General features: G+C 61.1%; 14 protein-coding genes. 6 read left to right on the top strand and 8 right to left on the bottom strand.

The window, feature by feature from the left end; translation table 11 throughout:
* Nucleotides 1-21: 21 nt before the first annotated feature.
* The 4 genes from ACIP02_RS04655 to acs all read right to left on the bottom strand — a co-directional run bounded on the left by ACIP02_RS04655 (nucleotide 22) and on the right by acs (nucleotide 4,767).
* On the bottom strand, nucleotides 22-720 hold the full coding sequence (locus ACIP02_RS04655) for an ABC transporter permease (RefSeq protein ID WP_400613692.1): 699 nt from the start codon (nucleotides 718-720) through the stop codon (nucleotides 22-24).
* Nucleotides 717-1,406 carry an ABC transporter permease gene (locus tag ACIP02_RS04650; protein ID WP_400613690.1) on the bottom strand — a complete coding sequence of 230 codons (690 nt, stop codon included), beginning with the start codon at nucleotides 1,404-1,406 and terminating at the stop codon, nucleotides 717-719. The genes ACIP02_RS04655 and ACIP02_RS04650 overlap by 4 nt, the downstream gene beginning before the upstream one ends.
* Before the next feature lie 88 nt (nucleotides 1,407-1,494).
* Nucleotides 1,495-2,280 (bottom strand): ABC transporter substrate-binding protein, encoded by a 786-nt coding sequence (locus tag ACIP02_RS04645; protein ID WP_012273569.1) that lies wholly within the window; start codon nucleotides 2,278-2,280, stop codon nucleotides 1,495-1,497.
* A 525-nt stretch (nucleotides 2,281-2,805) separates the two neighbouring features.
* Entirely contained in the window at nucleotides 2,806-4,767 is a 1,962-nt protein-coding gene (acs, locus tag ACIP02_RS04640) for an acetate--CoA ligase (protein ID WP_400613688.1), read from the bottom strand.
* Between the two features lie 398 nt (nucleotides 4,768-5,165).
* Between acs and ACIP02_RS04635 the strand changes: the two genes are divergently transcribed.
* Nucleotides 5,166-5,420, top strand: a complete 255-nt coding sequence (locus ACIP02_RS04635; protein ID WP_003254526.1) for a DUF2790 domain-containing protein — start codon at nucleotides 5,166-5,168, stop codon at nucleotides 5,418-5,420.
* Between the two features lie 142 nt (nucleotides 5,421-5,562).
* Here the strand turns inward: ACIP02_RS04635 and ACIP02_RS04630 are convergent, their stop codons facing one another.
* Complete coding sequence (locus ACIP02_RS04630) at nucleotides 5,563-7,122, bottom strand: sigma-54-dependent transcriptional regulator (protein ID WP_400613685.1); 1,560 nt, start codon at nucleotides 7,120-7,122, stop codon at nucleotides 5,563-5,565.
* Between the two features lie 256 nt (nucleotides 7,123-7,378).
* Between ACIP02_RS04630 and phhA the strand changes: the two genes are divergently transcribed.
* The 4 genes from phhA (at nucleotide 7,379) to ACIP02_RS04610 (ending at nucleotide 10,273) form a co-directional block, all read left to right on the top strand.
* Nucleotides 7,379-8,167 carry a phenylalanine 4-monooxygenase gene (gene phhA / locus ACIP02_RS04625; protein WP_400613682.1) on the top strand — a complete coding sequence of 263 codons (789 nt, stop codon included), beginning with the start codon at nucleotides 7,379-7,381 and terminating at the stop codon, nucleotides 8,165-8,167.
* Between the two features lie 39 nt (nucleotides 8,168-8,206).
* On the top strand, nucleotides 8,207-8,563 hold the full coding sequence (locus tag ACIP02_RS04620) for a 4a-hydroxytetrahydrobiopterin dehydratase (RefSeq protein ID WP_400613680.1): 357 nt from the start codon (nucleotides 8,207-8,209) through the stop codon (nucleotides 8,561-8,563).
* A gap of 291 nt (nucleotides 8,564-8,854) precedes the next feature.
* Nucleotides 8,855-8,983, top strand: a complete 129-nt coding sequence (locus ACIP02_RS04615) for a hypothetical protein (protein ID WP_400613678.1) — start codon at nucleotides 8,855-8,857, stop codon at nucleotides 8,981-8,983.
* 90 nt (nucleotides 8,984-9,073) lie between these two features.
* Complete coding sequence (locus ACIP02_RS04610) at nucleotides 9,074-10,273, top strand: MFS transporter (protein ID WP_400613676.1); 1,200 nt, start codon at nucleotides 9,074-9,076, stop codon at nucleotides 10,271-10,273.
* Between the two features lie 146 nt (nucleotides 10,274-10,419).
* Here ACIP02_RS04610 and ACIP02_RS04605 read toward each other — a convergent pair whose 3' ends face one another.
* Complete coding sequence (locus ACIP02_RS04605; protein WP_400613674.1) at nucleotides 10,420-13,440, bottom strand: FAD-binding and (Fe-S)-binding domain-containing protein; 3,021 nt, start codon at nucleotides 13,438-13,440, stop codon at nucleotides 10,420-10,422.
* 152 nt (nucleotides 13,441-13,592) lie between these two features.
* Here ACIP02_RS04605 and ACIP02_RS04600 point away from each other — a divergent pair, with 152 nt between their 5' ends.
* A complete protein-coding gene (locus ACIP02_RS04600; protein ID WP_400613672.1) occupies nucleotides 13,593-14,477 on the top strand; it encodes a LysR substrate-binding domain-containing protein in 885 nt (294 codons plus the stop codon).
* Between the two features lie 30 nt (nucleotides 14,478-14,507).
* Here the strand turns inward: ACIP02_RS04600 and ACIP02_RS04595 are convergent, their stop codons facing one another.
* Both ACIP02_RS04595 and ACIP02_RS04590 read right to left on the bottom strand, forming a co-directional pair.
* Nucleotides 14,508-19,067 carry a dermonecrotic toxin domain-containing protein gene (locus ACIP02_RS04595; RefSeq protein ID WP_400613670.1) on the bottom strand — a complete coding sequence of 1,520 codons (4,560 nt, stop codon included), beginning with the start codon at nucleotides 19,065-19,067 and terminating at the stop codon, nucleotides 14,508-14,510.
* A gap of 182 nt (nucleotides 19,068-19,249) precedes the next feature.
* Entirely contained in the window at nucleotides 19,250-20,668 is a 1,419-nt protein-coding gene (locus ACIP02_RS04590; RefSeq protein WP_400613668.1) for an amino acid permease, read from the bottom strand.
* Between the last annotated feature and the right edge of the window lie 216 nt (nucleotides 20,669-20,884).

The raw sequence follows: 20,884 nt of genomic DNA, 5'->3' as shown, positions 1-20,884 counted from the left end.
CTGTCGATTCTCACAAAGCGGTCAGTGCTTGCGCGGCGCCAGGTAGCCGAGCCAGCGGCGTTCGGCCATCTTGAACAGGCGCACCAGGATGAAGGTCAGGCACAGGTAGAACACGCCCGCCGTGATATAGGCCTCGAAAGGCAGGTAGTACTGGGCATTGACCGTGCGTGCGGCACCGGTGATGTCGATCAGGGTGACGATCGACGCCAGGCTGGTGGTCTGCAGCATCATGATCACTTCGTTGCTGTACTGCGGCAGTGCCCGGCGCAGGGCCGATGGCAGCAGGATGCGGCGGTACATTTTCATGCGCGACATGCCCATGGCCTTGGCCGCTTCGATCTCGCCATGCGGCGTAGCCTTGAGGCTGCCGGCGATGATTTCGGCGGTGTAGGCACTGGTGTTGATACCGAACGCCAGGCACGCGCAGAAGGTGGCGCTGGACAGCAGTGGCCAGAAGATACTCTCGCGCACCGCTTCGAACTGGGCCAGGCCGTAGTAGATCAGGAACAGCTGCACCAGCATCGGCGTGCCGCGGATCACGTAGGTGTAAAGCCACGCAACAAGGTTGACCACAGGCTGCTTGGAGACCCGCATCAGCCCCAGGGGAACGGCCCCGAGCAGACCGAAGAACAGGGAAATCGCCAGCAGCTTGAGGGTGGTCAGCAGGCCGCCGAAGTACATCGGCAGCGCCTCCCAGATGACGTTGTAATCGAAGATCATAGTTCAGCCACCTTGACGCCTACCGAGTAGCGGCGTTCCAGATACTTCAGGGCCAGCAGCGAGACACTGGTCAGCACCAGGTACAACGCCGCCACCGCCAGGAAGAAGGTGAAAGGCTCGCGGGTGGCGTCGGCCGCCTGTTTGGCCTTGAACATCATGTCCTGCAGGCCGACGACCGAGATCAGCGCAGTGGCCTTGGTCAGTACCAGCCAGTTGTTGGTGAAGCCCGGGATTGCCAGGCGAATCATTTGCGGCACCTGGATGCGGAAGAACACCTGGCGCGGGCTCATGCCATAGGCCATGCCGGCCTCGGCCTGGCCCTTGGGAATGCCCAGGAATGCACCGCGGAACGTTTCCGACAGGTAGGCGCCAAAGATGAAGCCCAGCGTGCCGATACCGGCGATCAGCGGGTTCAGGTCGATGTAGTCTTCGTAGCCGAGCAGCGGCGCCACCCGGTTGATGATGTCTTGCCCGCCGTAGAAAATCAGCAGGATCAGGACCAGGTCCGGAATGCCACGGATCACCGTGGAATACAGGTCACCCAGCCAGGCCAGCCAGCGCACCGGCGACAAGCGCAGCGCCACACCGATCAGGCCGAGTACGATGGCCAGGGCCATCGACGACAGGGCGAGCTGTAGCGTCAGCCACGCCCCGTCGAGGATGACTGCCCCGTAGCCTTTCAACATGATGAGGTCCTCGACCTAAAGAATGAAAAATGGTGCAAACCTCAGAGCCTCTGCTGTTTGCACCATTGCACAGGTGAAACCCGACGTCTTAGTTCGAGTCTGGACCGTAGATGTCGAAGTTGAAGTACTTCTTCTCGATTTCTTTGTACTTGCCGTTGGCACGGATGGCGTCGATGGCCGCGTTGATGCGGTCGACGTTGGCCTTGTCACCCTTGCGCACGGCAATGCCGATGCCATCACCGAAGTACTTGGCGTCGGTGAAGGCCGGGCCTACGAAGGCAAAGCCCTTGCCGGCGTCGGTTTTCAGGAAGCCGTCTTCCAGCAGGGTGGCGTCCGCCACGGTGCCATCAAGGCGACCGGCTGCCACGTCCAGGTAGATTTCGTTCTGGGTGCCGTAAGGCACGACGGTGGCACCCTTGGCGCCAAGCACTTCCTTGGCGAAGCGGTCGTGGATCGAGCCACGCTGCACGCCGATCTTCTTGCCCTTGAGTTCATCCAGGCTGTCGCTGACGGTGGTGCCGTCTTTCATGACCAGGCGCGCCGGGGTCAGGTAGTAGCGCTTGGTGAAGTCGACCGACTTCTTGCGGTCGTCGGTGATCGACATGGACGACAGGATGGCGTCGATCTTGCGCACTTTCAGCGCCGGGATCAGGCCGTCGAATTCTTGCTCAACCCAGGTGCACTTGGCTTTCATCTCTTCGCACAGGGCGTTGCCGATATCGTAGTCGAAGCCGGCGATGCTGCCGTCGGGTTGCTTGAAGGCGAAGGGTGGGTAAGCGGCCTCGATGCCGATTTTCAACGGTTTTTCATCGGCCTGCGATACCAGGGAAAACACGGACAGCGCCAGGGCGCCAAGCAGTGCGAGCTTCTTCATCAGGTAACTCCATCGGTACGGGGCAATACAAGGCAGGTAACGGCTGCCCGATATGCGAATGGGTACAACGCGAGCCGCGCAGGGTTCGACCAAGGCCGCATACCACGAGCGAGTGAGTGGCATTTTAACGACAGCCCGGTAGTCGATATTTCTTCAAAGCGACAACTACTTACAGAAGCGCTTGAAACCGCCGCGGGCGATGTTGACAGCTATTGCAAAACATGCAAGAGCGCAAGAAATAGAACCTATAGACCTAGCAATTCCTGGGCCTATTATTGGCAAAGCCTTGTACAACGGCAAGTGTAGCGTGCTGTGTTGCACAAAATGACGGCACTAATGCACCGAAACGAGCCCGTTTTGTTTCCTGGCGCCCCGATAGTGTGCGGAAGCGGTGACAGAACGGTTACCGATGGTTGTCGGGTAACAGTAAAGCAAAAACCCCGCCGGTTGCCCGGGCGGGGTTCTTGTGGGCGGCAAACGCTCCTACAGGGGATTGCGCAAGCTTTCGGAATGCGCGCTCTGCTATCAGGCCGAAGCCAGGTTCATCGCCTTGTGGGTATCGATCAGGTGCTGCACCACGCCCGGGTCGGCCAGGGTCGAGATGTCGCCCAGCGCGTCGTACTCACCGGTGGCAATCTTGCGCAGGATGCGGCGCATGATCTTGCCCGAACGGGTTTTTGGCAGCCCCGGCGCCCACTGGATCACATCCGGCGAGGCGATCGGGCCGATTTCCTTGCGCACCCAGTTTTTCAGTTCCAGGCGCAGCTGTTCGTTGGCCTCGACACCGGCATTGAGGGTGACATACACATAGATGCCCTGCCCCTTGATGTCGTGCGGCACACCGACCACCGCAGCCTCGGCCACCTTCGAATGCGCAACCATTGCGCTTTCGATCTCGGCAGTGCCCATGCGGTGCCCGGATACATTGAGCACGTCGTCCACACGGCCAGTGATCCAGTAGTAGCCGTCCTCGTCGCGACGCGCACCGTCACCGGTGAAGTACATGCCACGGAAGGTCTTGAAGTAGGTATCGACGAAGCGGTCGTGGTCGCCGTACAGCGAACGCGACTGGCCCGGCCAGGAGTCGAGGATGACCAGGTTGCCTTCGGCAGCACCGTCGATCAGGTTGCCCAGGTTGTCCACCAGCGCCGGCACCACGCCGAAGAACGGGCGGGTCGCCGAACCCGGCTTGAGGCCGGTAGCGCCCGGCAGCGGGCTGATGAGGATGCCGCCAGTCTCGGTCTGCCACCAGGTATCGACGATCGGGCAACGCTCCTTGCCTACCGTCTTGTAGTACCAGTTCCAGGCTTCGGGGTTGATCGGCTCACCCACCGAGCCCAGCAGGCGCAGGCTGGAGCCATCGGCACCCTCAACGGCAGCCTGCCCTTCGGCCATCATGGCGCGGATGGCGGTTGGCGCGGTGTAGAGGATGTTGACCTTGTGCTTGTCGACGATCTTCGACACACGGGTGATGTCCGGGTAGTTGGGCACACCCTCGAACAGCAGGGTGGTGGCACCGTTGGCCAGCGGGCCGTAGACGATGTAACTGTGGCCGGTGACCCAGCCCACGTCGGCGGTGCACCAGTACACCTCGCCCGGGCGGTAGTCGAACACGCGCTCATGGGTCAGCGCGGCATACACCAGGTAACCGCCGGTGGTGTGCAGCACACCCTTCGGCTTGCCGGTGGAGCCAGAGGTGTAAAGGATGAACAGCGCTTCCTCGGCACCCATTTCCTTCGGTGCGCAGTGGCTGGAGGCCACTTTCATCAGGTCTTCGTACCAGATGTCGCGGTGCTGGTGCCAGGCAATGTCGCCACCGGTGCGCTTGCACACGATGATCTTCTGCACGCTGTTGGTTTCCGGGTTGGTCAGCGCCAGGTCGACGTTGGCCTTGAGCGGGGTACGACGCCCACCACGCAAGCCTTCGTCGGCCGTGATCACCACCTTGGACTTGCAGTCGATGATACGGCCGGCCAGCGCCTCGGGCGAGAAACCGCCGAACACCACCGAATGGATTGCGCCGATACGGGCACAGGCCAGCATGGCGACCACGGCTTCGGGAATCATCGGCATGTAGATGGTGACCACGTCACCGCGGTGCACGTCCTGGCCACGCAGGGCGTTGGCAAACTTGCAGACTTGCTCGTGCAGTTCGCGGTAGGTGATGTTGCGGTGCTCGGAAGGGTCGTCGCCTTCCCAGATGATGGCCAACTGGTCGCCGCGCTCTTCGAGGTGGCGGTCCAGGCAGTTGGAGGAAACGTTCAGAGTGCCGTCGGCGAACCATTTGATATCGACGTGGTGGTCGTCGAAAGAGGTCTGCTTGACCTTGGTGAACGGCTTGATCCAGTCGATACGCTGGGCCTGCTCGCGCCAGAAGCCGTCCGGGTTGATCACCGATTGCTGGTACATGGCCTTGTAGGTGGCCTCGTCGGTCAGGGTAGTGGCCGCAACCTCGGGACGAACGGGATACAGTGGAGCCGCACTCATCTGTGTTACCTCGGTGTAATAGTTGTTTTTGTATGGAACCGTTTGTAACTGTACCAGAGCGCCAAAAGCCATTCGACGTTGGTAGTAATTTGGTACGCCCGTTCCGGCAGAGCGCTCTGGCATGCGCATTACAGCCCGAACAGCGAGGAAAGAAAGGGGCTTGATGGGGGATTGTTACAGATTCTGTCAAAACACTTTATCAAAAGACCCACTGTTTCAGCCTTGTTCACCACCCTAAAATTCACCTCGCCAGCAACGGCAAGGCGATTAACAACTGGTAACAGCCCCCACGAAGGCAAGCGTTAATCCCCCTCTAAACACGATAGTTAAAACTTGCTGTACTCGCGGCGCCATAAGCGCCGCGTGCCCCCTCACGACCTTAGACAGGTAAATAGAAAATGAAAGCTTTACTGGTATTGGTACTTGGCAGTCTTTGCGGCGCGGCGATGGCCGGCGAAGCCAAAGATGCCGAGCAGATTCCGGTTGAACAATACAGTTACTCGCAGCACCTGGACATTGCCCGCGTCATCTCGATGAGCGAAGTGCCCAATGTGTGCGAAGTCGTGCCAGCCCGCATGACCTACGAGGACTCCCAGGGCCAGAAGCACATTCTCGAATACCGCGTGATGGGGAACGGCTGCTCTAACGGCTGATACCTTGTGAATTGGGGGCCCTGCGGGCCCCATTCGCGGGTGAACCCGCTCCCACAAGTACAATGTACGCAGCTCCCTGTGGGAGCGGGTTTACCCGCGAAGAAACCACCACCTGATTAACAGGATATTAACTTCCCGTTACTTAATCTGCCGACTTGCCCAACGAATAATCCCTTAACTTGTTGGCAATCGTGGTATGCGAAACCCCCAATCTTTTCCCCAGCGCCCGGCTACTGGAAAACTCCCCCATCAAACTTTCCAGCACCGCTTTTTCAAAGCGCCCTACAATCTGCGAAAGATCCCCTTCCAGCGAAAACTCACCCAGCGGTTGGCGCACGCCATAATCCGGCAACCGTATATGCTCGCTCTTGACCACGCCGCCCTCGCATAACGAAACCGCCTGGAACAATACGTTTTCCAACTGCCTTACATTGCCCGGCCAATGGTATTGCCCAAGTTTGTCCATTGCCGCCGGCGCCAGCCGTGGCAGGGCACAGCCGATCTGCCGGCTGGCCTGGTCAAGAAAGTGCTGCACCAGCCCTTCCAGGCCATCCATGCATTCGCGCAAAGGCGGAATGTGCAACGACAATACGTTGAGGCGGTGGTACAGGTCCTGGCGGAACTCACCCCGGGCACACAACTCGGACAAATCCACCTGGGTCGCACAGATCACCCGCACGTCCAGGTAGACCTCTTCATCGCTGCCAACCCGGCGGAAGCAGCCGTCCTGCAGGAAACGCAACAATTTCACCTGCAGGCGCGGGCTCATTTCCCCTACCCCGTCGAGGAACAGCGTGCCACCGGCGGTCAGCTCCAGCAGCCCGAGCTTGCCCTCGGCCCGCGCCCCTTCGAATGCCCCGGGGCCGTAACCGAACAATTCGGTCTCGGCCATCGACTCGGGCAAGCCGGCGCAGTTCAGCGCCATCAGCGGCGACTGCCCGCGGGGGCTGGCCAGGTGACAGGCGCGCGCCAACAACTCCTTGCCAGTGCCGGTCTCGCCCTCGATCAGCAATGGCGCATCCAGCGGTGCCATGCGCCGCGCTTCGCGCACCACGGCAGCCATCACCCGCGAACTCTGGAAGATGCTGTCGAAGCCGCGCAGCTCCTGCTTGCGCACGTTATAGATGCGCTCGCCAATGCGGTCGGCGCGGTGCAGGGTAAGCACGGCACCGGCCAGCGCTTCGCTCTCGTCATGCTCAGACTGCAGTGGCGCAATATCGGCCAGGAACACATCCCCCTTGACCTTGATGCGCAGGCCATTGATGCGCGACTGGTTGGCCCGCACCAACTCCGGCAGGTCAAAGTCTTCGACATAACGCGCCAGCGGCATGCCCGGCACCTCGTCCACGCGTACGCCCAGCAATTGTGCGGCAGCGCGGTTGGCTGCAACGATGCTGCCGCCCATGTCAACCGACAGCACCGGGAAGTCCAACGCCCCCAACAGTGCATTCAGCTCCATGTGCCGGCGCTCGCTGGGCATCAGGCCCACGCGCTTGACGCCGAACACCCCGGCAATGGCCTCGAACTTAGGCCGCAAGGCCTGGAACTGCAGATTGATCAGGTTCGGGCAGTGCAGGTAGATGGCGTTGCCATGGTCACCACCCACTTCGCCGCGCAGCACGTTGATGCCGTACTCCACCAGCAAGTTGAGGATGTCGCGCAGGATGCCGATGCGGTTTTGGCAGTGCACTTTGATACGCATGAAGGCTCTCGTAGCGCCAATGTTTTTCAACACCGCGCAGAAAAGTCGTAAAGATAAGCTGACAAAAACAGGGTAACCATCAGCCAGATGCCTCGGATTTTCCGACACCTGGCCATTTTTGTAAAATTATCGTTACGAAAACAGGGTTATCAACCCTTGGCCACACTTGCTTGCCCTCGTGCAAAGCAGCGCGCGAAGGGATATTCCTTAGGCATGTCCTGCACATAACAAGAAAAGCCCTCACCAGGAGAGCCTTATGAAACAGACGCAATACGTGGCCCGCGAGCCCGATGCGCATGGTTTTATCGATTACCCGCAGCAAGAGCATGCGGTGTGGAACACCTTGATCACCCGCCAGTTGAAAGTGATCGAAGGCCGCGCGTGCCAGGAATACCTGGACGGCATCGACCAGCTCAAGCTGCCGCATGACCGCATTCCGCAACTGGGCGAAATCAACAAGGTGCTGGGCGCCACCACCGGCTGGCAAGTTGCCCGGGTACCGGCCCTGATCCCCTTCCAGACCTTCTTCGAGCTGCTGGCCAGCAAGCGCTTCCCGGTTGCCACGTTCATCCGCACCCCCGAAGAGCTGGACTACCTGCAAGAGCCCGATATCTTCCACGAGATTTTCGGCCACTGCCCGCTGCTGACCAACCCCTGGTTCGCCGAATTCACCCACACCTACGGCAAGCTCGGCCTGGCCGCGACCAAGGAACAGCGCGTATACCTGGCGCGCCTGTACTGGATGACCATCGAGTTCGGCCTGATGGAAACCGCACAGGGCCGCAAGATCTACGGTGGCGGTATCCTCTCGTCGCCGAAGGAGACCGTCTACAGTTTGTCTGACGAGCCTGAGCACCAGGCCTTCGACCCGATCGAGGCCATGCGCACGCCCTACCGCATCGACATCCTGCAGCCCGTGTATTTCGTGCTACCGAACATGAAGCGCCTGTTCGACCTGGCCCACGAAGACATCATGGGCATGGTCCACCAAGCCATGCAACTGGGCCTGCACGCCCCGAAATTTCCACCCAAGGTCGCCGCCTGAGCGACCTTGCCGATAACAACTCGAACCGGAAAACACCTCATGAATGCCTTGAACCAAGCCCACTGCGAAGCCTGCCGCGCCGACGCCCCGAAGGTTACCGACGAAGAGCTGGCCGAACTGATCCGCGAAATTCCGGACTGGAACATCGAAGTACGTGACGGCCACATGGAGCTGGAGCGCGCGTTCCTGTTCAAGAATTTCACGCACGCCCTGGCGTTCACCAATGCTGTGGGCGAAATCGCCGAGGCCGAAGGCCACCACCCGGGGCTGCTGACCGAATGGGGCAAGGTGACCGTGACCTGGTGGAGCCACTCGATCAAGGGCCTGCACCGTAACGACTTCATCATGTGTGCGCGTACTGACAAGGTTGCAGAGACGGCAGAAGGCCGTAAGTAAGCAACAAGGAAGGGCCGCTTCGCGCCCCATTCGCGGGACAAGCCCGCTCCCACAGAGACCGCGCCTGCACAGGCTTGTGCGCGATATCTGTGGGAGCGGGCTTGTCCCGCGAATGGGGCGCGAAGCGGCCCTTTTTCATAAGGAAATTGTGCGCTGTTCGCCCGCAAAACCGACAAACGAACGGGAAAAAATCCAAACTGTCATCCAGACTTGTGTATCCTGCCCCAGCTTTGTGAAGCTCCAAACGCGCCTGGCGCAGACTTTTCACTCACACTTGCGAGGAACGACGAGATGCATGAGATCCCGAATCTTCCCTTCCCAAGCCTGAACCCAGAAGAGCCAACCGTTACCGTCCACGCCGAGCCGGCAGTTGCCGCCGAGCAGGATGGTGACGATCAATCCAGCGCTGACCAGGAATAACTGCGCACCCCCGACTGTGTGAAAACGGCTGACCTGCGGGCCACCCCCGTCATCACGTTTTCACACCGTCCAGAACCCACGTAGGCCCCCATGCCCGACTCACCGCGCCCCCTTGCGGTCACCCTGCAAGTCGTCTCCATTGTCCTCTTCACCTTCATCGGCTACCTGAACATCGGCATCCCGCTGGCCGTACTGCCTGGCTATGTGCACAACGACCTGGGCTTCAGCGCCGTGGTCGCCGGCCTGGTGATCAGCGTGCAGTACCTGGCCACCCTGCTCAGCCGCCCGACCGCCAGCCGCATCATCGACAACCACGGCAGCAAGAAAGCCGTGATGTACGGCCTTGCCGGCTGCGGCCTTAGTGGCGTGTTCATGCTGGCCTGCGCCTTCTTCACCCACCTGCCGTGGCTGAGCCTGACATGCCTGCTGGTCGGCCGCCTGGTGCTGGGCAGCGCCGAAAGCCTGGTGGGTTCGGGCGCGATCGGCTGGGGGATTGGCCGGGTGGGCGCCACCAACACGGCCAAGGTCATCTCCTGGAACGGCATCGCCAGTTACGGCGCACTGGCCATCGGCGCCCCGCTGGGCGTACTGATGGTCAAAGGCCTGGGGCTATGGAGCATGGGCGTCAGCATCATCCTGCTGTGCGTACTCGGCTTGCTGCTGGCCTGGCGCAAGCAGGCCGCGCCCATTGTCAGCGGCGTGCGCCTGCCCTTTCTGCGGGTACTGGGCAAGGTGTTTCCGCATGGCTCCGGCCTTGCACTGGGCTCGATAGGTTTTGGCACCATCGCCACATTCATCACCCTGTATTACGCCAGCCGTGGCTGGGGCAATGCCGCGCTGACGCTGAGCCTGTTTGGTGCCAGCTTCATCAGTGCACGGTTGCTGTTCGGCAACCTGATCAACCGGATTGGCGGGTTTCGCGTGGCGATCGCTTGCCTGTCGGTGGAAACGTTGGGGCTGCTGATGCTGTGGCTGACACCCAGTGCCGAACTGGCACTGGCGGGGGCTGCGTTGAGCGGGTTTGGTTTCTCGCTGGTGTTCCCGGCACTGGGTGTGGAAGCCGTGAACCAGGTGTCGGCGGCCAACCGCGGGGCTGCGGTGGGGGCTTACTCACTGTTCATCGATTTGTCGCTGGGGGTGACCGGGCCATTGGTGGGCGCGGTGGCGGCGGGGTTCGGGTTTGCTTCGATGTTTCTGTTTGCGGCGGCTGCGGCGGCTTGCGGGTTGGTGTTGAGCCTGTATTTGTATCGGCAGGCGCGTCGGGGTAGGGATCGCACAGCAGAAGGCTGACAGCTGTATTGCCGGGGCGGGCCTATTCGCGGCGGTTCGACGCCTCGATGAACCCGCTCCTACAAGGATCGTGCAAGCCGACGCCATCTGTGTAGGAGCGGGTTTACCCGCGAATGGGCTGCAAAGCAGCCCCGGGGCCCTCAAGCTCAGCGCTGTGCGTACTGCAACAACACTTCCAGTGGGTGGCGCATCTTGCGTTCGGTCATGCGCTTGACCTGGCTCCGGCACGAATACCCGGTCGCCAGCGGCTCACCTTCCTTGTCCAGCTTGGTCGCCCAGCTCTGCTCAAAGATGGTCCGCGACGTTTCCTGGTTGCGCGACTCATGCCCATATGTCCCGGACATGCCGCAGCAACCGGTCGCCTCGGTCACCAGCTTCAGCCCCAAACGGGCAAACACCTGCTCCCACTGCTTGGTACTGGCTGGCACGTTGGTCTTCTCGGTGCAATGCGCCATCAAACGGAAGTTGCCGGGCGCGGTCGGCGCCTGCTCGGGCAGCACATCCATCAGCCACTCCTGCGGCAGCAGCACCTGCGGGCAACCGTCCAGGCCCGGCACCTTCTGGTACTCCTGGCGGTACACCAGGGTCATCGCCGGGTCCAGGCCCACCAGCGGCACGCCGCAGTCGGCCAGGGCCTTGAGCTGGGTGGCGTTGCGGATCGCCGCCTTGGCGAATGCGCCAAGGAAGCCTTGCACATGCAATGGCTTGCCATTGGCACTGTACGGCGCCAGGAACACCCGGTGGCCCAGACGGTGCGCCAGGTCGATGAAGGCCGACAGCAGCGGCGTTTCAAAGTAGCGGGTGAAGGCGTCCTGCACCAGCACGATACTGCGCTCGCGCTGGGCCGGGGTCAGTTCGCGCAGGGCCGGTACCGTGGCAATGCCAACACGGCAGCGGCTGAGGGTAGCCTGGAAGTTGAAGCGGCTGATCAGCGGGCTGTCGACCATGCCGACCTTGTCGGCCAGCAGCTTGCTCACCCACTTCGAACCCATCACCGCGTTGTACAGCCCCGGCGCATGCGCCAGGTACGGAATGGTGAATTCCAGCGAGCCGATCAGGTAGTCGCGCAGCGGGCGCTGGTAGCGGCCGTGGTACAGCTCGAGGAAGCGCGAGCGGAAGTCCGGCACGTTGACCTTGATCGGGCACTGCCCGGCGCATGACTTGCATGCCAGGCAGCCGGCCATGGCGTCGTACACCTCATGGGAGAAATCTTCCTGGCCCTGGCTGCGCGCGCGGTTGTTGCGCAGGCGTGTCGGCAGGCCCTTGAGCCACGACACCTTGTTGCGCGCCGCGGCCAGCACATCGATGTTCGCTTCACCCTGCAGGCGCAGCCATTCGCGCATCAGCGAGGCACGGCCCTTGGGCGAATGCTGGCGCTCGCGGGTGGCCTTCCACGACGGGCACATGGCGTCGTTGGGGTCGTAGTTGTAGCAGGCGCCGTTGCCGTTGCAATGCACGGCGCTGGGGAAGTCCTGCCACACGCGCTCGTTGATGGTGCGGTCGAGGTCACCGCGCAGGGTCACGCCATCCACCGGGGTCAGGCCTTCGGCGCTGCCTGGAGGGGTGCAGATCTTGCCTGGGTTCAGCTGGTTATGCGGGTCGAAGGCGCCTTTCAGGCGTTGCAGCGCCGGGTACAGTTCGCCGAAGTACTCGGGCACGTATTCCGAGCGCAAACCCTTGCCGTGCTCGCCCCACAGCAGGCCGCCGTAACTTTTGGTCAACGCTGCCACTGCATCGGAGATCGGCTTGACCAGCGCGGCCTGGGCTGGGTCTTTCATGTCCAGTGCCGGGCGCACGTGCAGCACACCGGCGTCGACGTGGCCAAACATGCCGTAAGCCAGGCCGTAGCCATCGAGCAGCGCGCGGAAGTCGGCGATGTAGTCGGCCAGCTGCTCGGGCGGCACCGCGGTGTCTTCGACGAACGGCTGCGGGCGCACTTCGCCCTCGACGTTGCCCAGCAGGCCCACCGAACGCTTGCGCATGACATAGACACGGGTCACGGCCTCGGCGCCTTCAGCCAGGGTATGCCCAAGGCGCTCGACGCTGGTATCCGCTTGCAGGTGGGCGACGAAGGCCTGCACCCGGGCATTGACCTCGGCCGGCTCGTCGCCGCAGAACTCCACCAGGTTGATACCCAGGGTCGGGCGCTCGGGGTCGGCCGGGAAGTACTCGGCAACGCTGTGCCAGACGATATCCTTCATCGCCAGCATCAGTACCTTGGAGTCCACGGTCTCGATCGACAGCGGCTTGTGCGCCATCAGCGCATTGGCGTCACGCAGGGCATCCATGAAGCTGGTGTAGCGCACGTTGACCAGCACCGCGTACTTGGGAATCGGCAGTACGTTGAGCTTGGCTTCGACCACATACCCCAGCGAACCCTCGGCGCCGCACATCACGCTGTTGAGGTTGAAGCGACCCTGCTCATCGCGCAGGTGCGCCAGGTCATAGCCGGTCAGGCAACGGTTGAGCTTGGGAAAGGTGGTTTCGATGAGTTCGGCCTGGGTTTCCTGGATTTCCCGTGCCATGCGGTACACCTCGCCAACCCGGCCAGGCGCGGCGCAGGCCTGCTCCAGCGCGGCATCGTCGATCGGCAGGCTGTGCAGGCGCTCACCACCGAGCAGCACGCTGTGCAGCTCCAGCACATGGTCACGGGTCTTGCCGTACGTGCAGCTGCCCTGGCCGCTGGCATCGGTGTTGATCATGCCGCCGACGGTGGCACGGTTGGAGGTGGACAGCTCGGGGGCGAAGAACAGCCCGTGTGGCTTGAGCGCCGCGTTGAGCTGGTCCTTGACGGTACCGGCCTGCACCCGCACCCAGCGTTCCTCGACGTTGATTTCGAGGATGTTGTTCATGTGCCGCGACAGGTCGACGACGATACCGTCGGTCAGTGACTGGCCGTTGGTGCCGGTACCACCGCCACGCGGGGTCAGCTTGACCTGCTGGAAGCGCGGCTCGCCCATCAGCGTGGCGACGCGCGCCACGTCGTCGGCATCCAGCGGGAACACCGCTGCTTGCGGCAGGCGCTGGTAAATCGAGTTGTCGGTGGCCAGCACCGTACGGGTGGCGTAGTCGGCACTGATCTGGCCACGGAAGCCGCTGTTGCGCAGGGCTTCGAGGAATTCGGGGTAGTTGGCGCTCGGTGCAACGGTCGGCAGCTGGGCGATCATCGAAGGATGGCCTCTTGATATTGGCTAATTCACGGGATTCCTGTCGTGCCGGCATGGGTTAATACATGCAGGGATGACGTATAGGCCAATATTCCTGTAGTTTGGCCTGAGGGGCAAACGGATAATCCTGCCGCTATCAATGACTTTTATGAATGAATTACCGCCACCTGACACCGTCCATGTCGCTGCTGCTGGCATTCGAGGCCGCCGCGCGGCATGAAAGCTACACCCGTGCTGCTGCCGAACTGTCGCTGACCCAGAGTGCGGTCAGCCGCCAGGTGCAGGCGCTGGAGCAACAGCTGGGCCTGACCCTGTTCCGCCGCGAGGGCCGGCAGGTGCAGTTGACCGATGTCGGCCGCCTGTACCAGCGCGAGCTCAGCGAGGCATTGGGGCGCATCCGCAGCGCCACCTTGCAGGCCCTGGCCTACCAGTCGGGCGTGGGCACTTTGCGCTTGGCCACGCTGCCCACATTCGGCTCGAAATGGCTGTTGCCGCGGCTGCATGCGTTCTACGGCGCACACCCCGGCATGCTGGTGCATATTCATTCCCGTATCGAAGCCATCAACTTCGAGACCAGCGAGATCGACGCCGCTATCGCCGTGGCCAGCCACGACCTGCCGGGGCTCATCTGCCATCGCCTGCACGCCGAAGAGCTGGTGGTCATTCTGCCGACGCAGGCCGGCACCGATACCCGGGGCTGGGACCCGGCACGCATCAGCCAGGAGGTGCTGCTGAACGTCGCCAACAACCCCTATGCCTGGGGTGAGTGGTTTTCGCACCACGGCCTGTCGCATCGCGCAATGCGCCTGGGGCCGAGTTTCGAACTGACCTCGCACTTGATCCAGGCCGTTCGAGCCGGCATAGGGATCGGCCTGGTACCCCGAATTCTGGTAGACGAAGAGCTGATCAACGGCGAGCTGTTCAGCCCCGGGAGCGCCATCGCCAGTCAGCGCAGCTACTACCTTATCTACCCCGCCAGAAACGAAGCGCTGCCATCGTTGAAAGCGTTCCGTAGCTGGCTACTGGGGCAGATCTAGCTAACCACCTATCCTGGTGGGCACCTCTGCTCATTCAGGGATGTGGACAGTCCACATATGCGCTGCGCGCTGCATGCATTCTTCGGTCAACGCCCTACGCTGATCGCGCAGCCAATCGGCTTCCCAGCGGTTGAACGCCTCCATGCCTGCTACATCGTCCTGGGTGTGCAACCTGTTCTTCTCGATCAGCTTTTGCCGCGTCAACGTGAAGCGGGCGGGCGATGAGCGCTCAAGGTATTTTATCCAATAGGGCTGCTGACAGTACCACCTGGCCATCACGGCAACCGTCTGACGCTCACGGATGTAACTCAACACCCCGTCCTGATCCACGGTCAGCTCGGCCGGGGTTACCGTGCCGATGAACCGCATGAGCGGGCGTCGAATAGGCAGTTGCAGGCTGTCGAACAAATCCATGCGATACATCAGCTGCACATCCACCAGTTTGTGGCCCAAACCGTTCCGATACGCATGCAATTCGGAAAACTCATCGAGCTTTTGCAAGCGCCAGAACTGAGCACCTATTCTGAGCAGCTCGGCCTCGGCAGTGGCATCAAGGTCACGGCTGAGCTTCCAGGTTTTGATATACATTTCAAGATCGATAAAGCGAGAGAGCGCATCATCACCGCAGCCATCGATCTCCGATGCGCTGAAGAAATCCGCCCGGAAGCTGAAGGCCTCTCGGGTATCGGCCAGCAGCTTTGCGCTGTCCACTGTCAGCCCGCGCGCGCTAGCCTGGGCCGTTTTCTGCTCAATGACCGCCGCCAACTCGCGTTCAGTGATCACCAGTGAATCGCCAAATTCCTTGATCGCCTCCATCATTTCATACACCCGATAGGCAAGCGCATTCGCACCCACGTCCGAGGCAAACTCAGCAGAGGTACTCAACCGCGCGAGCAGGTTGAAATAATCATGCGAGCCAGGCATTTCCTCAAGGCTTTGCCACAATGTGGCCATATCGCTTCTGTCGGGCAAGTCCACAGCGTCCTGCCAGAGGTAACGTTTGGGTACTGGATTCAGGATATCCTCAGGGTCGTACCAGCGCCGCTCAGCCTCACCCGACCTGCCTATCCGAAATCTCCCTGTCCGCACGATGGACGCACTCCAAAAACCTGCGGGGAAGGTGGTGATCGTGCTATCAATCAGCTCGAGCCTGGACAGTTTCGGGTGCGTCAACACGCCGTCCGGCAACGTCGTCAAACGCGTCGAGCAAAGCATCAGTGAGCGCAGTTCCGGCATCCGACTGATGGAAAAGCCCGCTTTCAAAGGGTTATCCGACAAATTCAGGTACACCAGTGCCGAGCAACTTTCCAGCTCCGCCACCTGCTCGGCATCGAGCCTGATTCTATTTCCTGACAGGTCCAGCGACGTCAGCTGTTGGCGTAAGAAGGCGGGTAAGGAAATCTTGCGAAGCTCACCGTTGGTGAGTTCCAACCCCTTCAAGTTGGGAAATGCCCGGAGAAATCCAGGTGAAATCGATGTTAACTCGGAGTCTCGGAACGACAATTGGGTAATATGGGGGAAGACAATGGTTTCAGGCAGGTCAGGCAACTGCGCTATACCAAGCTCGTAATCCCACAATGCACTGGGTAACTCCAGGTTCAAATATCTACCGAGCACCACGTGGCGCCAACGCGCGATCAGTATCTTGCGAAACCCATAGCGTTCAAGCCATTCGAACTTGAGCGCGCCACGGCGCTGCCAGTGCGTCAGGCTGGTCTTCAAGCGCTTTAGCTGGCGCTCGAATTCACCTATTGCAGTTGCGTCATCAGGTCCTGCCGCATTCAACCATCGCGCGATCTGATCATCGCTGGCGCCTGTGCATAACTGTGCTAATCGGGTTGGCAGCGCGGCGGGCGGGTGCGCGCCAAATAGTCGCCTTCCCCCTGCAAGTGGATAACCTATCCTGCCATCATCCAACCGTGTGGGTAGCACGAAGGCGGGCGCAGGGCGGTCAGCGCCAAAAAGAGTGGCGATGTCCTGACGCTGAGCAGCCCACCGGGCCGCTACCGCCCGGCGCAGGTTGGCCGCAAAAGGCGCCTCGATTGCCATGGCTTCGCGCTCGTGCGCACTGAACGTATCGGCCAGGGTTTGAAACAGCTCACCCGGGGCGCTCTGATCGTTACCCTTGGTGTCCCGCAGCCAGAACGCACCGTCTTGATACAGCACGCTAACCGCTTTGGACTTGCCAGTATCGGGGGGTAACGCCCAGCGACCTTGTGCGTCTATCAAATGCCAACCTTTGTCGGCAGCCACTCCGGGCAAGCCCTGCACAATTTTGAGCACTGCCCTGGCGAAGTCCAGGGTTTGTGGGGCGTCGATCCACAGCCCCTCCCCCACTCGCGCCACCCTTATCCGCACTACTCGCTGCCTGGCCACAAGCGCCATTGCGAAAGGGACCCTTCCGGAATCCGCGAGCTGGTTGCGCTGAGCGGCTGTGGCCTCGTCGAGAATCTGCTGTGCCGCCAAGCGGTGCAAGCTGGGAAAAGCCCGGCGCAGAGGGCGAGTGGCCTCATCCACCACATCGTCCTGGTCATAAAGCATCTGGAACAGACGACGTCGATTATCGGCGACCATTTGCGCCATGCGTTCATCCGCCACCACGGTTGCACCGCAAAGTTCATGAACCTTGAGCAGCAGTGGCGTGTCCACGACCTCCTCTCCGGACTGCAAGCGCTCCTGTAAATCGGCCACTCGATGGGCAATCGCAAACCGGTTCACCGTGTCCACCAGTTCAACCTCGGGCGCTCGGCCAAACACGTGCAATGCCCTGAGCTGAAGCGCGCTCAGGCCATGCACGGCGAGAACATGCTCGATCAAACTATGCGGAAGCCGGGCGCATTGTCCGCCCAGTCGGCTGAACATCCGGTGCGTATCGCTCCATTGTTCCGGGCGCTCGCTCCAAAGCCGCCACGCCCCCGCCCCATTGTGTTCAAGTTGCGGCGAATAGTTGGCGTAGCGGCGAAGGTACCACTCACCGTCAGCCTGCTCGTACACGTCGTAATAAGCTCCGTCCATTTCGACCCAGCATTGCGTGCCCTGGCGGTAAATCCCCTGGGCATCGAGTACGGCGGTTGCGGGTGGCGGCGCGCTCACGTAGGGTGCAAGATCTGGCTTCCACAGCTTTTCAGTGCCGTCCTCCAGCACAGCTGGCACCATGTCATCGACCATCACGGCGCGTTGCCATGCGTGTCGCACGGCTATACCGCCTGCAGCAAGCGCAGCGACAGTGGCCACACGCTTGCCTACGTTCAGCAGATGCTCCAGCGCCGCAGCGCTGTCACCCTCGCGCCAATCCGCGGCAGCTTGAAACGTCTCATCCAGCAGTTCCCAGGCCATCACCGCCAGCAATATCACGCCCAACTGCGGCACAAACAGGCTGGCAAGCGTCAAACCCGCCCATCCCTCAGCAGCCATGCGCCGGTCATGATCTGCTCGCGCGGCAGTATCGATGTCGGCTACCGGGACGGCAATCATTGCAGCGTCATCCTTGATCTGCCGGATGCGCCTGGTGGCCAGCCCCTGAAATAGCGAGTCCAGGTCACGGATCATGCGTTGGTCCAGCGCCGGGGTTTCATCGCCTGCAACATCAACCATTCGTTTGTGCAATTCGAAAAAGAAATGCTGGCTGTCACGCCTGCGTACATACCGGCTGAAAAACGTTCGATACTGTTCGTCGCGAAGGCGACGCCCCAGCACGCTGCGCGCAAACGTTTCCAAGTCGTTACTCACGCTCCAGGCGCCTTGCGGGTCTGCAGGTATGTAAACCAGCACGGCTTTACTGGTGTTTCGAAAAAAGCCTTCATCGACCACGTCGAACACTACAATTTGCTGAAGCTCACAACCAAATGCCTGCAGCTTCCTGGCAACCACCGGCGCACCCGCCAGTCGGCCAGGACGACCTTGCCGATAAATACCGATCACCCAGTCCAGTTGCATTTCGCTGAGAACGCCATCGGCGTGTGCCTTGAATGCATCGATCAGCATCATCGAACGTATCTGCTTCTGCAGCAGCGCAGCGAAATCCTGCTCGCCCGCGCCCGCACTGCCGGGCGTTTCCAGCAAAGATTGCAAGTGTTTCTGGTATTTCCCGCCGATATCGAGCCTGCGGCACGCCTGGATGAATGCCTTGGCCGAAGGTTGCGCGACCTTGTGGCCGGCCACATCGACCAGGCAATCTGCCTCCATCGTGACGTGGTCATCACTGAAGTTCTGTAATGCCGCCCATAACAACGACGTGTCGTACCAGTCACGATCCAGTGTGGGTAGCCGACTCGTAGTCCAATGCACCGAGGGCGATACATAGGTGTACCACTGCCGTAGGAACAGCTTGTCAGGCGCCGCACTCAGCTCGAACTGGTCGGCAATACACTTGCGCGCAAATTCATCAATATTTTGCAACTTGGCAAAAATTGCAGAGAGCTGCCGGCGCGTAACGAGGCTGGCCTGCAACGCCTCGCTAAGCAAGGCAAAATGCGCTGGCTTGAGTCTTTTCAACCAGTCAGGAAGCCGGCTGGCAATGAAACTGTCTTGGTAGCGTTGCAGTTGTGCAATCAGATCGGTCTGTGTGGAGGGATGTGTGTCGGTAGCCATGTCTGCCTGAAACCCTGCTCGAAAATGGCAGTAGCATCGGCGGCGGCAGACTGCATCAGACGGTATCCGGTTGCCACCCGGCATCGTCTGGCAGGCAGAGGGCGAGCAATGCCCTTGCGGTTAACGCAAAAAACCCGAAGCCAGCTAGCTGGCTTCGGGTTGGGGGCAGCAGTTGCAGTTGCTTACTTGGCCGCTTGACCGGCAACCCCAGGTGCCCGCACCTGACGGCGTGGCTTGACCATGTACACCACAAACATGGCGAACAGCCAAACCGGAATTGCATACACCGACACCTGGATGCCCGGGATCATCAGCATGATGCCGAGGATGAGCACCACGAACGCCAGCACCACATAGTTGCCGTAGGGGTACCACAGGGCCTTGAACAGTGGCTTCTGGCCGGTACGGTCCAGGTGCTGGCGGAACTTCAGGTGGGAGTAGCTGATCATCGCCCAGTTGATCACCAGGGTCGCCACTACCAGCGACATCAGCAGTTCCAGGGCGTTTTGCGGCATCAGGTAGTTGAGCAGCACGGCGATCAGGGTCACCGCCGCCGACACCAGGATCGAACGCACCGGCACACCACGCTTGTCGACCTTGGCCAGCGACGCCGGGGCATCGCCCTGCTCGGCCATGCCCAGCAACATGCGGGCGTTGCAGTAGGTACCGCTGTTGTACACCGACAGCGCGGCGGTCAGGACCACGAAGTTCAGCAGGTGGGCGGCCACGTCACTGCCCAGCAGCGAGAACACCTGCACGAACGGGCTGCTGCCGTAGCTGCCGCCGGAAGCGTCGATGCTGGCGACCAGGTTGTCCCACGGGGTCAGTGACAGCAGCACCACCAGGGCACCGACATAGAAGATCAGGATGCGGTAGATGACCTGGTTGATCGCCTTGGGGATCACGGTCTTCGGCTTGTCGGCCTCGGCAGCGGTGAAGCCGAGCATTTCCAGGCCACCGAAGGAGAACATGATGAAGGCCAGGGCCATCACCAGCCCGCTGACACCGTTGGGGAAGAAGCCGCCGTGCGACCACAGGTTGGCGACGGTGGCATCTGGGCCGCCGCTGCCGCTGGTCAACAGGTAGGCACCCAGGCCGATCATGCTGACGATGGCGACGACCTTGATGATGGCGAACCAGAACTCGGCCTCACCGAAGAACTTCACGTTCATCAGGTTGATGGCGTTGATCAGCACAAAGAATGCGGCTGCGGTGACCCAGGTCGGGATCTCCGGCCACCAGTAGTGGACATACTTGCCGACCGCCGAAAGCTCCGACATGCCCACCAGGATGTACAGCACCCAGCAGTTCCAGCCCGACAGGAAGCCGGCGAAACCGCCCCAGTAGGTGTGGGCAAAGTGGCTGAACGAACCGGCTACCGGCTCTTCGACGATCATTTCGCCCAGCTGGCGCATGATCATGAAGGCGATGAAGCCGCAAATGGCATAGCCAAGGATCATCGACGGGCCGGCGGATTTCATTACGCCTGCCGAGCCGAGGAACAGGCCGGTACCAATCGCGCCGCCGAGGGCGATCAACTGGATGTGGCGGTTCTTCAGGCCCCGCTTGAGCTCGCCTGAATGCATGTTTTGTCCACTCAACGAAGTCACCTGCATTGTTTTTATCTGTGACGGAATCGGACCCACCGCGCTCGTGGCGCAGCGGAATGGGCAAGGTGGTTACCTTGGGTTTCCTGATCTCGGTTATCGCCGCAGGCGGCTCAGCCAGGTGTGATCAAGAGTGCGCGGTACGCAAGAGGGTCACAGGTAAAACGCGGCGCACTGTATACCCCTGCAAACGCGCAGGCGTCAACGCGT

The sequence above is a fragment of the Pseudomonas sp. NPDC089408 genome (genome assembly GCF_044749445.1).
GTDB lineage: Bacteria > Pseudomonadota > Gammaproteobacteria > Pseudomonadales > Pseudomonadaceae > Aquipseudomonas.
This window is presented reverse-complemented; position numbering and strand designations above follow the sequence as displayed.

Bases quoted from the DNA above. Each gene is read 5' to 3' on its own strand.
- ACIP02_RS04655 (WP_400613692.1), bottom strand. From the start codon at position 720: ATGATCTTCGATTACAACGTCATCTGGGAGGCGCTGCCGATGTACTTC.
- ACIP02_RS04650 (WP_400613690.1), bottom strand. From the start codon at position 1,406: ATGTTGAAAGGCTACGGGGCAGTCATCCTCGACGGGGCGTGGCTGACG.
- ACIP02_RS04645 (WP_012273569.1), bottom strand. From the start codon at position 2,280: ATGAAGAAGCTCGCACTGCTTGGCGCCCTGGCGCTGTCCGTGTTTTCC.
- acs (WP_400613688.1), bottom strand. From the start codon at position 4,767: ATGAGTGCGGCTCCACTGTATCCCGTTCGTCCCGAGGTTGCGGCCACT.
- ACIP02_RS04635 (WP_003254526.1), top strand. From the start codon at position 5,166: ATGAAAGCTTTACTGGTATTGGTACTTGGCAGTCTTTGCGGCGCGGCG.
- ACIP02_RS04630 (WP_400613685.1), bottom strand. From the start codon at position 7,122: ATGCGTATCAAAGTGCACTGCCAAAACCGCATCGGCATCCTGCGCGAC.
- phhA (WP_400613682.1), top strand. From the start codon at position 7,379: ATGAAACAGACGCAATACGTGGCCCGCGAGCCCGATGCGCATGGTTTT.
- ACIP02_RS04620 (WP_400613680.1), top strand. From the start codon at position 8,207: ATGAATGCCTTGAACCAAGCCCACTGCGAAGCCTGCCGCGCCGACGCC.
- ACIP02_RS04615 (WP_400613678.1), top strand. From the start codon at position 8,855: ATGCATGAGATCCCGAATCTTCCCTTCCCAAGCCTGAACCCAGAAGAG.
- ACIP02_RS04610 (WP_400613676.1), top strand. From the start codon at position 9,074: ATGCCCGACTCACCGCGCCCCCTTGCGGTCACCCTGCAAGTCGTCTCC.
- ACIP02_RS04605 (WP_400613674.1), bottom strand. From the start codon at position 13,440: ATGATCGCCCAGCTGCCGACCGTTGCACCGAGCGCCAACTACCCCGAA.
- ACIP02_RS04600 (WP_400613672.1), top strand. From the start codon at position 13,593: ATGAATTACCGCCACCTGACACCGTCCATGTCGCTGCTGCTGGCATTC.
- ACIP02_RS04595 (WP_400613670.1), bottom strand. From the start codon at position 19,067: ATGGCTACCGACACACATCCCTCCACACAGACCGATCTGATTGCACAA.